11 protein-coding genes are annotated in these 11,552 nt (G+C 73.5%); 6 read left to right on the top strand and 5 right to left on the bottom strand.

The annotated features are described in order from the left end of the window. Positions 1-99 precede the first annotated feature (99 nt). Positions 100-531, bottom strand: a complete 432-nt coding sequence (locus ABD343_RS34360; RefSeq protein ID WP_425578348.1) for a hypothetical protein — start codon at positions 529-531, stop codon at positions 100-102. A 197-nt stretch (positions 532-728) separates the two neighbouring features. Between ABD343_RS34360 and ABD343_RS34355 the strand changes: the two genes are divergently transcribed. From ABD343_RS34355 to fxsA, 5 genes are all read left to right on the top strand, one after another. Further along, a complete protein-coding gene (locus tag ABD343_RS34355) occupies positions 729-1,169 on the top strand; it encodes an Lrp/AsnC family transcriptional regulator (RefSeq protein WP_344534014.1) in 441 nt (146 codons plus the stop codon). 75 nt (positions 1,170-1,244) lie between these two features. Then, positions 1,245-2,891, top strand: coding sequence for an amidohydrolase (locus ABD343_RS34350; protein WP_344534012.1), 1,647 nt, complete (start codon positions 1,245-1,247; stop codon positions 2,889-2,891). 587 nt (positions 2,892-3,478) lie between these two features. After that, positions 3,479-5,272: an apolipoprotein N-acyltransferase gene (gene lnt, locus ABD343_RS34345; protein ID WP_344534010.1), complete on the top strand. Its 1,794-nt coding sequence runs from the start codon at positions 3,479-3,481 to the stop codon at positions 5,270-5,272. Beyond that, on the top strand, positions 5,269-6,036 hold the full coding sequence (locus tag ABD343_RS34340; RefSeq protein ID WP_344534008.1) for a polyprenol monophosphomannose synthase: 768 nt from the start codon (positions 5,269-5,271) through the stop codon (positions 6,034-6,036). The genes lnt and ABD343_RS34340 overlap by 4 nt, the downstream gene beginning before the upstream one ends. An 18-nt stretch (positions 6,037-6,054) precedes the next feature. Continuing rightward, on the top strand, positions 6,055-6,702 hold the full coding sequence (fxsA, locus tag ABD343_RS34335; RefSeq protein ID WP_344534007.1) for an FxsA family membrane protein: 648 nt from the start codon (positions 6,055-6,057) through the stop codon (positions 6,700-6,702). A gap of 166 nt (positions 6,703-6,868) precedes the next feature. On the opposite strand, the gene ABD343_RS34330 is transcribed toward fxsA, so the two are convergent. Together ABD343_RS34330 and ABD343_RS34325 are read right to left on the bottom strand one after the other, a co-directional pair. Continuing rightward, positions 6,869-7,258: an RNA polymerase-binding protein RbpA gene (locus ABD343_RS34330; protein WP_344534005.1), complete on the bottom strand. Its 390-nt coding sequence runs from the start codon at positions 7,256-7,258 to the stop codon at positions 6,869-6,871. A 265-nt stretch (positions 7,259-7,523) separates the two neighbouring features. Continuing rightward, on the bottom strand, positions 7,524-8,945 hold the full coding sequence (locus tag ABD343_RS34325; protein ID WP_425578347.1) for an MFS transporter: 1,422 nt from the start codon (positions 8,943-8,945) through the stop codon (positions 7,524-7,526). Between the two features lie 192 nt (positions 8,946-9,137). Between ABD343_RS34325 and ABD343_RS34320 the strand changes: the two genes are divergently transcribed. After that, positions 9,138-9,959, top strand: coding sequence for an alpha/beta fold hydrolase (locus ABD343_RS34320; RefSeq protein WP_344534002.1), 822 nt, complete (start codon positions 9,138-9,140; stop codon positions 9,957-9,959). Between the two features lie 44 nt (positions 9,960-10,003). On the opposite strand, the gene ABD343_RS34315 is transcribed toward ABD343_RS34320, so the two are convergent. Beyond that, a complete protein-coding gene (locus ABD343_RS34315) occupies positions 10,004-10,816 on the bottom strand; it encodes a glycerophosphodiester phosphodiesterase family protein (RefSeq protein WP_344534001.1) in 813 nt (270 codons plus the stop codon). After that, a complete protein-coding gene (yczE, locus tag ABD343_RS34310) occupies positions 10,813-11,433 on the bottom strand; it encodes a membrane protein YczE (RefSeq protein WP_344534078.1) in 621 nt (206 codons plus the stop codon). Before yczE ends, ABD343_RS34315 begins: the two co-directional genes overlap by 4 nt. Positions 11,434-11,552: the final 119 nt, after the last annotated feature.

Below are 11,552 nucleotides of genomic sequence, written 5' to 3'. Positions count from 1 at the left end.
CGTACTCATGTACGGGGAGTGGAGCCCCCTGCGGAAGGGGGCGCCTCTCGTGGTGCGTGATGCGTGGTGCGTGTGCGTGGAACAGGGGAGCGGGCCGCGTCAGCGCTGCGCGGGCACCCGCTCGCGCCGCATGGGCCGGGATCCCGGTCCACCGACGTGGGAGAAGGGCTGCGTCCTCCAGTCCAGTCCTTCCGGCAGCGTGAGCAGTTCGGCCACGGCGCGCTCCCTGGTCTCGCCCTCTCCGTCGCCGGACGGCGCCGCGTCCGCCACGGGACGGCCCGCGCCCTGGCACATCGTCAGTCCGAACGGGTCCCACGGCGTCGCGCACAGGGCGTGCACCGGAAGGTTCTCCTCCTGGGCGAACAGCGCGATGGGCTGCCCGCAGTCCGGGCAGTTCACCCGGTAGCTCTCGAAGGTCTCGCTGTCGAGGTCCCCGGTGTCGATGCCCTCGGCACCTGTCTCCGGGCCGCTCCCGGCGGCCACCGCCGCCGCGTCCTTCCGAACGGCGTGGACCGACTTCATCGTGCGCATGCAATCCCCCTCGGGTGGACCGACCGGGCTGGGCTCCGGCCACAGCAAGCACTTCCCGCCGTGCCACTCGCATAATCGCCACACACGGGAGGACACGGGCGCACAGATGTGGCCTTGGTCACACAACCTCCGGGGGTGTGCTCCGGCGGCACCGTCCGCTGTGCCGGAGCGTGCCCGGCGCAGTACGGTGATCCACCGTGGAGGAACTCGACCGACAGATCGTGGAACTGCTCGTCGGCGACGGGCGCATGAGCTACACCGACCTGGGCAAGGCCACCGGCCTGTCCACCTCGGCCGTGCACCAGCGCGTGCGCCGCCTCGAACAGCGCGGCGTCATCCGGGGGTACGCGGCGCTCGTGGACCCCGAGGCCGTCGGCCTGCCGCTCACCGCGTTCATCTCGGTCAAACCCTTCGACCCCAGCGCCCCCGACGACATCGCCGACCGCCTCGCCGAGATCCCGGAGATCGAGGCGTGCCACAGCGTCGCGGGCGACGAGAACTACATCCTCAAGGTGCGCGTCGCCACCCCCATCGAGCTGGAGCACCTGCTCGCCCGCATCCGCACCCTGGCGGGCGTCTCCACCCGTACGACGGTCGTCCTCTCCACCCCGTACGAGTCGCGCCCGCCCCGCGTCTGACGCCGCCGCCGTCGCGGCGGGTGACGCGCCGACCCCGCGCGCCGGGGGCGGGCCGCGGGGCGGGAGACTGTCCCCATGAGCGACAAGGCAGCCCTCCACCCCGACAGGCCCCGCACCACCCTGCTGCGCGGCGGCGAGGTCCACAGCCCGGCCGACCCCTTTGCGACCGCGATGGTCGTCGAGGGTGACAGCATCGCCTGGATCGGCTCGGAGGGGGCCGCCGACTCCTTCGCGGACGGCGTCGACGAGACCGTGGACCTCGACGGCGCGCTCGTCACCCCGGCCTTCACGGACGCGCACGTCCACACCACCGCGACCGGCCTCGCGCTGACCGGACTCGACCTCGCGGGCGCCCGTACGCTCGCCGACGCGCTCGCCCGCGTGCGCGCGTACGCCCGGGAGCGGCCCGGCGACCGGGTGCTGCTCGGCGCCGGCTGGGACGCGAGCGCCTGGCCCGAGCAGCGGCCCCCGCGCCGCGCCGAGCTGGACGAGGCCACCGGCGGCAGGCCCCTCTACCTGCCGCGCGTCGACAAGCACTCGGCGCTCGTCACCACCGCGCTCCTCGACCTCGTGCCCGGCGTCACGGGCCGCGAGGGGTACGCGCACGACGCGCCGCTCACCGACGACGCGCACCACGCCGTACGCGAGTTCGCCTACGGCACGCTCACCCCGGCCCAGCGCGCCGAGGCGCAGCGGGCCGCGCTCGCGCACGCCGCCTCCGTCGGCATCGGCAGCGTCCACGAGTGCGCGGGCCCGCGGATCTCCGGCGAGGAGGACTTCGCCGCGCTCCTCGCGCTCGCCGCCGGTGAGCCGGGCCCCCGGGTCTTCGGCTACTGGGCCGAACTCGTCACCTCAGCAAAGGAAGCCGCACGGGTGAGCGAACTCGGCGCCCTCGGCGCCGCGGGCGACCTCTTCGCCGACGGCTCCCTCGGCTCCCACACGGCGCACCTGTGCGCCCCGTACGCCGACGCTCCCGGAACCACCGGCTCCGCCCATCTCGACGCCGACGCGGTCGCCGCGCACGTCGCCGTCTGCACCGAGGCCGGGCTCCAGGCCGGGTTCCACGCCATCGGGGACGCCGCGATCGAGGCCGTCACCGGCGGCGTGCGCCGCGCCGCCGAGACCGTGGGCCTCGCCCGCGTCCGCGCGGCCCGCCACCGCGTCGAGCACGCCGAGATGCTCACCGCACGTACGATCGCCGACCTCGCGGACCTCGCCCTCACCGCCTCCGTCCAGCCCGCGTTCGACGCGGCCTGGGGCGGCGACGACGGCATGTACGCGCGCCGCCTCGGCACCGACAGGGCCCGCACCCTCAATCCGTACGCCGCCCTCCAGCGCGCGGGCGTCCCCCTCGCCCTCGGCTCCGACAGCCCCGTCACGCCGCTCGACCCCTGGGGCACCGTCCGCGCCGCCGCCTTCCACCGCACCCCCGAGCACCGCATCTCCGTGCGGGGTGCCTTCACCGCCCACACGCGCGGCGGCTGGCGCGCGCTCGGCCGTGACGACGCGGGCGTCCTCGTCCCCGGAGCGCCCGCCGACTACGTGCTCTGGCGCACCGGCGAGCTGATCGTCCAGACGCCCGACACCCGCGTCGCGAACTGGTCGACGGACCCCCGCTCCGGCACCCCTGGCCTGCCCGATCTCACCCCGGGCGGCCAACTCCCGGTCTGTCTGCGGACGGTGGTCGCTGGACAAACGGTCTACGCACGGCCGAACGAGTGATGTACGGTCGCCCGATACCGCCGAACGAGATCGCCTCGGCCTGTCGCGGTACGCGCACCCCCTCCGCACTGACCTGCTGATTTGCTGAAACACCCCAGGCCAGGAGGCTGTTGACAGGAAACGGCCGTGGGCGGGTAGGTTCGGCCGGGTCCACCACAGGACGTCCGACCGGGAAACTTCCGCGCAGTCGTCGAACGCCGCTGGGCCATGGGGTGGTGCGCCGCACCGGTACACCACCACTGGGAGCCAGGTCCAGCGCCCGCGGCACGGGGGCGGAAGCTTTTGGCTGGTCGGCAGGTGTGACCCGGGGCGGGGCCCGGACGCTCAGTAGACAACGGCTTTCGGTCGGCCCGCAGCCAGCGGGTCCCAGGTCGGCCCGAAGGGCACCGGGCCCCGATCCGCAGCCCCTCCCCGGGAGCCGGGGGGCGCCGAGGGTCCCGGGGGCGAGCCGGTCCATACCGGGCGGTAACCGCGTCACCTCGGCCTTCTCTCGCTTTCCACAGCTTTACGAACCCCCGCCCCGCGTGCGCCCTTCCGCGTTGTACGGTCACTTCACCACCGCACGACCTGCAAGGAAGGCCGCGACCTTGGCTTCGGGCCCTGACACCACCTCCGCTTCCCCCTCGGGCCAGGCACCCGGGGAGCAGGAAGCGGCATCGACCGTGCCCGGCGACGCGCCGGGACCCGAGGGCGAGCCGCGGCCCGACGAGAAGCGCGAGAGCGGCGCCGGCGGCGAGCGCCCCGAGCGCGCCCAGCGCCCCGGGCGGCTCGCCCGCCTCGGCGCGCTCGCGCGCCGCGAGGCGCTCCCCAGCGCCCTCGCCGCGCTGAGCGGCTGCGCCCTCGGCCTCGCCTTCCCGCCGTACGGGCTGTGGCCGCTCTCGCTCGTGGCCGTCGCCGCCTTCGCCCTGCTCACCCGGGGCCGCACGGGACGCCAGGGCGCCTGGCTCGGGCTCGCCTTCGGCTGGCCCTTCTTCACGCTGCTCCTGAAGTGGCTGCACGTCGTGGGCTGGGACGCGGTCATCGGACTGGCGTTCCTCCAGGGGCTGTTCGTCGTCGCCCTCGGCGCCGCGCTCGCGGTCACCTCGCGGCTGCCCGCGTGGCCGCTGTGGGGCGCCTGCCTGTGGGTGTGCGAGGAGTTCCTGCGCGACCGGATCCCCTTCGGCGGCTTCCCCTGGGGCCGGCTCGCGTTCGCCAACACCGGCTCGCCCTTCACCCCGCTCGCGGCCCTCGGCGGCGCGCCCCTGGTGACGTTCGCCGTCGCCCTGACGGGCGGCCTTCTCGCCGCCGCGGCCGTGGGTGCCTGGCGGCTGCGCACGGCGCCGCGCGAGTCCCGTACGTACGCGACGGCGGGCGGCGCGCTCGTCCTCGCCGCCGCCGTCACCTCGGCCGGGTTCGCGGTGCCCGTGCCGACCAAGGCCGACGACACCGTCCAGATCGCGGTGGTGCAGGGCAACGTCCAGCAGCCGGGGATGGACTTCCTCGGCCGCCCCATGAAGATCCTCAACAACCACGTCGAGGCCACCCTCGACCTCGCCGCGAAGGTCAAGGCGGGCAAGGAGAAGAAGCCCGACCTCGTCATCTGGCCCGAGAACGCCTCGGACCTCGACCCCTACAAGTACCCCGAGGCCGGGAAGCGCATCGACCGGGCCGTCAAGGCCATCGGCGTCCCCGTCCTCGTCGGCGCCCTGGTGGACCACCCCGAGAAGGAGGGGTACGTCGAGAACCAGGGCATCGTGTGGGACCCGAAGAAGGGCCCCGGCGCCTCGTACACCAAGCAGCACCCGGTGCCCTTCGGGGAGTACGTGCCCTTCCGCGACCAGCTCTCCAAGGTCATCACGCGGCTCCAGCGCGTCCCCCGCGACTTCTACCCCGGCGACCACACCGGCGTCCTCCAGACGGGCCCCGCCCGCCTCGGCGACGTCATCTGCTTCGAGGTCGCCTACGACGAGATCCCCCGCGACACCGTCAACGACGGCGCGCGTGCCCTCGTCGTCCAGACGAACAACGCGACGTACGGCGAGACGGGCCAGCCCGAGCAGCAGCTCGTGATGTCCAAGCTGCGCGCCGTCGAGCACGGCCGCGCGATCGTCACCGCCGCGCCCAGCGGCATCAGCGCCATCGTCGAACCGGACGGCACGGTCCGGCAGCGCACCGAGGAATTCACCCAGGACGTGATCACCGGTACGCTCCCGCTCCGCGACGGCAGGACGCTCGCCGACCGCGTCGGTGCCGCGCCGGAATGGACGCTCGCTATCGTGGGCGTCCTGTCCTGCGCCGGGGCATGGTTCCTCGGCCGCCGGGCCCGCAGGACCAGCGGGCGCCCCGGCGACACGCACGGCACCACCCAGCAGGAAGCGCGACAGGAGGAGCAGCACCAGTGACGGACGGCGGACAGCGGCGCTACGGCCCGCTCGGCACGGCCCTGGTCATCATCCCGACCTACAACGAGGCCGAGAACATCAAGCCGATCGTCTCCCGGGTGCGCGCGGCCGTTCCCGAGGCCCACGTCCTCGTCGCGGACGACAACAGCCCGGACGGCACCGGCAAGATCGCCGACGAGCTCGCGGCCGAGGACGACCATGTGCAGGTCCTGCACCGCAAGGGCAAGGAGGGCCTCGGCGCGGCCTATCTGGCAGGCTTCCGCTGGGGGATCGACAACGGTTACGGCGTGCTGGTCGAGATGGACGCCGACGGCTCGCACCCGCCCGAGGAGCTGCCCCGGCTGCTCACCGCGCTGGGCGGCGCCGACCTGGTGATCGGCTCGCGCTGGGTCCCGGGCGGGCGCATCGTGAACTGGCCGAAGTCGCGCGAGTTCCTCTCCAAGGGCGCCTCCACGTACTCCCGGATCCTCCTCGACGTCGACGTGCGCGACGTGACGGCGGGCTTCCGGGCCTTCCGCAAGGAGACACTGGAGGGCATCGGCCTGGAGAACATCGCCTCGCAGGGGTACTGCTTCCAGGTCGACCTCACCCGGCGCACGGTCCATGCGGGGTACCACGTGGTCGAGGTCCCCATCACCTTCGTCGAGCGGGAGCACGGGGACTCCAAGATGAGCCGCGACATCATGGCCGAGGCCCTGTGGCGGATCGCCGCCTGGGGCGTCGAGGACCGGGTGAAGAAGACTTTCGGCCGAAAGCGTGCCTGAGCCAGGCACACTTGCACTATGACGACGCGCGCACCGTTCCCGTACGAGCCGCAGAACGAGCAGCCGGGCGACGGCCCCGGCGGGCCCGGAGGAGCCGGAGGGAGGGGCCCGAAGCCCCGCCGCTCCCGGGCCCGGACCCTCCTGCCGCTCGCCGTCGCCGCCTGGATCGTGCTGGAGATCTGGCTGTTCATGCTGGTCGCCGAGGCGACCAGCGGGCTGCTGGTGCTGATCCTGATCCTCGCGGGCTTCGTGCTCGGCAGCGCCGTCGTCAAGCGCGCGGGACGCCGCGCCTGGCAGAACCTGGCGGAGACCGTCCAGCGCGCCCAGGACCAGGCCCGCGCGGGCGTCGCGCCGGACGAGGAGAGCCTCGCCGCGGGCAAGGGCCGCGGCAACGGGATGGCGATGCTCGGCGGCCTGCTGATCATGATCCCGGGCCTGCTCTCGGACGCCGCCGGGCTGCTGTGCCTCTTCCCGCCCACCGCGAAGCTGCTGCGCGGGGCCGCCAGGCGCTCGGTGGAGCGCCCCGGGCCCCATGCGCCGGGCAGCCTCGGCGAGGCCTATCAGCAGGCACGCAGCGCCGAGGAGCAGATCCGCATGCACCGGCCCGACGGCAAGGTCGTCCAGGGCGAGGTCATCCGCGACGACGAGCCGCCGGCGAAGGACTGAGCGCCCCCGAGGGCCGGGCGCCTCGGAAGACCGGGCGCCCGGAAGACCGGGACCGGGCGCCCCCGAAGGGTGCCGGAACAGCACAGCGAGAGGGCCTCAGACCACGGATGGTCTCAGGCCCTCTCGCTGTGTGCCGGTCGGGCGTGGCGCAGGCGCTGCCGCTCGGTCAGGCGGACTTGCGCTTGCCCCCGCTGTTGTCGTCACGCGGATGCACCGCGATGTTCATCGTGCCGGACCGCAGCACGGCGAGCCGCTCCTCGAGGACCTCTTCGAGCTCCTCGCGGGTACGGCGCTCCATGAGCATGTCCCAGTGCGTACGCGCCGGCTTCCCCTTCTTCTCTTCCGGGCCCTCTCCGTCCACAAGGAGCGCCTGTGCGCCGCACACCTTGCACTCCCACTCGGACGGAATCTCGGCCTCCACCGAAAACGGCATCTCGAAACGATGTCCGTTCTGGCATGCGTACTCCACGGCCTGGCGCGGGGCCAGGTCGATGCCGCGGTCGGTCTCGTAGCTGGTCACCACGAGTCGCGTGCCGCGAAGAGCTCGCTCACTCATGAATTCGTGCCTCCCGGGCTTGTCGCCCACAGGACAGGTGTCGCTGTCGTCGTCATCCGGTCAACGTCCGGTCGGCGGTGAAGATTCCCGTATGGGACACGCGTCGCCCGACTTGCCGCCGCCTCGTTGAATATGCGGTACCCCCCGGTGACCGGTTTGTCACAACTGACAGGAGATGTCACCCACTGTTCGCATCTCTTTGGCGTGCAGTAACGGTCCATCCGGTGAGCCAAAGGCGTACACTACCGCCCTTGCCCCCTTGTGGCTAAATCCGGCCCGGATCCGCATTCCCCACTGCGGCCGCCGCCCGTCTCACAGGTACCCGCCACAGCAGTGCGAAACCCAGGGCGAAGAACACCACCAGGGACAGGATCGCCACCCGGTACTCCCCTGTGAGCTGGTACGCCAGGCCGAACAGGAGGGGCCCCAGCCAGCTCGTGCCCCGGTCGCTCACCTCGTACAGCGAGAAGAACTCCGCCTCCTTGCCCGCGGGGACGAGCTGGGCGAAGAGCGAGCGCGAGAGGGCCTGGCTGCCGCCCAGGACCAGGCCGATCGCCGCCGCCAGCGCGTAGAACCACACCGGCTCCCCGGCGGGAAGCGCGAAACCGGCCGCCACCGTGACCGTCCACGCCACCAGGGACCCCAGGATCACGCGCCGCGCGCCGTACGAGCGGGCCAGCCGTCCCATCAGCAGCGCGCCCGCCACCGCGAGCACCTGCACCAGCAGCACCGCGCCGATCAGCGTCGTCTGGTCCAGGCCCAGCTCCTCCGAGCCGAAGACGGACGCCTGGGTGATCACCGTCTGGATGCCGTCGTTGTAGAGCAGGTACGCCAGCAGGAAGAGCAGGGTGAGGGGATACCGCCGCAGCTCGCGCACCGTCCCCGCCAACTGCCGCCACCCGTCGCCGAACGACACACGTCCGTATCCGCCGCCGACGCCGTCGCCCCGCCGCGCGTACGGGCGCTCGCGCAGCCGCAGCAGCGGGACGAGCGCGAACACCGCCCACCAGACCCCGGCCGAGGCCAGACAGATCCGCACCGCCATGGACTCGCTGACGCCCAGCGCGTCGTGGCCCAGGAACAGCCCGAGGTTCGCGACGAGGACGAGCGCGCCGGACGCGTATCCGAACGCCCAGCCGCGCGAGGAGACCTCGTCGCGCTCCGCGGGCTCGGCTATCTGCGGCAGGAAGGCGTTGTAGACGACCATCGAGACGGCGAGCGCCACGTTCGCCACCACCAGCAGCACGCCGCCCAGCAGATAGCGCTCGCCGTCCAGGAAGAACATCGCGGACGTCGCGCCCGCGCCCACGTACGCGGAGACGGCCAGCACCGGCTTCTTGCGGCCGGTGCGGTCCGCCAGCGCGCCCGCCAGCGGCATCACCGCCACCGAGAGCAGCACCGAGGCGGAGACCGCGTACGCGAAGAACGAGCCCGCGCGCACCGGGAGTCCCAGCGGATGGACATAGCCGTCCGCGTCCGCCGCGGCCTTGGCGACCTCCGTGAGATACGGGCCCAGGAAAACGGTGAGGACGCTCGTGGAGAAGACCGAGACCGCCCAGTCGTAGACGTACCAGCCCCGCTGCTCCCGGCGCCGCGCGAGCGCCTCCGCGTCGCCGGCGCCTTCACCGTCCCCGTCCCCCGGAACCGGTCCCTCCGGCTCCGCGGGACGTGCCGTCACCGTGCTCAACTCCGGCCCCGCCCCTCGTCGTACGGTCGTGATCTTCGGGGGAGACTACAGGCCGTGCCGCGCGGCCCCGGCGGGCCGAAAACCGGATGCCCGGCCGTCCGGGCGCTGGCATCCTGTCCCGCGCCTCACCCGCCCCTCTCCCGTCCCACTCCCCGTCCCTCAGCCGCCCCTCGCGAACGGAGCCGCACCGCCATGCCCGCAGACCCCTCCGCCGGGGAGTTCACCGAACACCGGATCACCCTCGACGGGCACTCCTTCAGCTATCTCGACAGCGGAGGGGACGGGCCGCCGCTGCTCGCGCTGCACGGGCACTTCGGACGCGGGCGGATCTTCGCGCCGCTCGCCCGCGCCCTCGCGGGCCGCCACCGGGTGATCGCCCCCGACCAGCGCGCCCACGGGCGCTCGGACCACGGCGGCACGCTCGTCCCCGGTACGTACGTCGACGACGCCGCGGCCCTCCTGGAGGCACTGGGCCTGGCGCCCGCCGCCGTCCTCGGCCACTCGATGGGCGGCGCCGTGGCCTATCTGCTCGCCGCCCGCCGCCCCGAACTGGTCTCCGCGCTGATCGTCGCCGACGGGACCGTCCTCAACCGGCGGCCCGAGACCGAGCCCGTGCTCGACGTGTCCGGGTGGCCGCGCAGGGCCCCGAGCCGCGAGGCGCTGGGCGCCGCCGTCGAGGCACGGGGCATCCCGGACGCCGGGTACTTCCTGGACAGCGCCGCCGAGTTCGAGGACGGCTGGGGCTTCCTCTTCGACACCTCGGAGATGATGGCCTCGCAGCGCTCGTTCGTGGGCGACTTCTCCGCCGACTGGCGCGCCTCACGGCAGCCCGCGCTGCTGCTCCACGGCGAGGAGAGCTTCCTGCTCGGCGCGGAGACGGCCCGCCGGATGGCCGGGGAGCGCGCGGACACCGAGCTGGTGGACATGCCCGGCTGCGGGCACTGGCTCTACGAGGACGACCCGGACGGCTTCGCCTCGGCCGTCGGCGACTTCCTCGGCCGCGTGGGCGGATAGGGCGCAGGGCTCAGGAGGCCGCGGGGCTCAGGGAGCCGCAGGGCTCAGGGGGCGGTGGGCCAGTGGCCCCGTGCGTCCAGCACGTCGCGGAGCATCTCCAGGTCGTCCGTCATGATCCCGTCCACGCCGAGGTCGAGCAGGGCTTCGGCGCGCTCCCGCTCGTTCACCGTCCACACGTGGACCTGCATGCTGCGGGCGTGCGCGGCGCGGACGAACGCGCGGTCCACCACCCGCACCGCGCCGTGCCGCTCCGGCACCTGGGCGCAGCGCGCGCTGGCCCGGATCCGCGCGGGCAGCCCGTACGCGCGCAGCCGCAGGCCCAGCACGCCGCTCGTGCCCAGGGAGGTCAGCAGCCGGAACCCGGCGTGCGACTGGGCCCGGGCGACCCGTGCCTCGTCGAACGAGCCGACGCACACCCGTTCCCAGGCGCCGGTCTCCTCCAGCAGCCGCAGCAGCGGGGCGAGCGCGGCCTCCGACTTCACGTCCACGTTCCACCGCACCCTGGGCAGGGCCCGCAGCAGTTCCTCGAACAGCGGCACGGGCTCGCTCCCCGCCACCCGGGCCCGCCGGACCTCCGACCACGGCAGCCGCGCGATCGGCCCGCTGCCGTCCGTCACCCGGTCCAGCGTCGCGTCGTGGAAGGCCACCAGCCGCCCGTCGGCCGTGGCGTGCACATCGGTCTCCATGTAGCGGTAGCCGAGCGCCGCGGCCCGCGCGAACGCCGAGAGGGTGTTCTCCGTGCCGCCCGCGGCCCCGCCCCGGTGGGCGAAGGCCAGCGGCCCCTCGTGCGCGAGGAAGGGGTGCCGGGAGGGGTTCCCGGAGGGGAGGGGCAGGCGTGGCCGTCGTCCGTTCGTCACCACCGCAGTATCGCGCGGCGCTTCTTCTGCCCTTCGGCCACCACCCGCGTCGGGCCGCTCCCGCCGGGCAGCGCGAACACCCGCAGGAAGAACTGCGACAGCGGGCCGATCGCCAGCGCGTACAGCACGGTCCCGATCCCGGCCGAGCCGCCGAGCAGCATCCCCGTCCCCAGCACCGCCACCTCGATACCCGTGCGCACCAGCCGGATCGAACGCCCCGTCACCTTGTGCAGGCCCGTCATCAGGCCGTCGCGGGGCCCCGGGCCGAAGCGGGCCGAGATGTAGAGCCCCGTCGCCACCCCGTTCAGCACCACGCCGGACACGAGCAGCGGGATCCGCACCGCCAGCAGCTCCTGGCCGGGCAGCAGCCACAGGGTGGCGTCCATCGAGAGGCCCACCAGGAAGACGTTCGAGAACGTGCCGAGCCCCGGGCGCTGCCGCATCGGCCACCACAGCAGCAGGACGGCCGCCCCGGCGATGATCGCGATCGTGCCGATCGACAGGCCCGTGCGCTCCGACAGCCCCTGATGGAAGACGTCCCAGGGGTCGAGGCCCAGCCCCGCGCGCACCATGAGCGCCGCGCTCGCGCCGTAGAGCACCAGGCCGACGTACAGCATCGTCAGGCGCCGCGCGAGGTGCCCTCCGGATCCCTTCACCGCGGACAAAGATCTACCCCCTTCTCGTGCCACTGGACTCACTCATGGCACTCTGGGGCCTGGAAGCAGGCCACTTCCAT

The sequence above is a fragment of the Streptomyces albiaxialis genome (assembly GCF_039530985.1).
Classification (GTDB): domain Bacteria; phylum Actinomycetota; class Actinomycetes; order Streptomycetales; family Streptomycetaceae; genus Streptomyces; species Streptomyces albiaxialis.
This window is presented reverse-complemented; position numbering and strand designations above follow the sequence as displayed.

Bases quoted from the DNA above. Each gene is read 5' to 3' on its own strand.
- ABD343_RS34360 (WP_425578348.1), bottom strand. From the start codon at position 531: ATGCGCACGATGAAGTCGGTCCACGCCGTTCGGAAGGACGCGGCGGCG.
- ABD343_RS34350 (WP_344534012.1), top strand. From the start codon at position 1,245: ATGAGCGACAAGGCAGCCCTCCACCCCGACAGGCCCCGCACCACCCTG.
- fxsA (WP_344534007.1), top strand. From the start codon at position 6,055: ATGACGACGCGCGCACCGTTCCCGTACGAGCCGCAGAACGAGCAGCCG.
- ABD343_RS34330 (WP_344534005.1), bottom strand. From the start codon at position 7,258: ATGAGTGAGCGAGCTCTTCGCGGCACGCGACTCGTGGTGACCAGCTAC.
- ABD343_RS34320 (WP_344534002.1), top strand. From the start codon at position 9,138: ATGCCCGCAGACCCCTCCGCCGGGGAGTTCACCGAACACCGGATCACC.
- yczE (WP_344534078.1), bottom strand. From the start codon at position 11,433: ATGCTGTACGTCGGCCTGGTGCTCTACGGCGCGAGCGCGGCGCTCATG.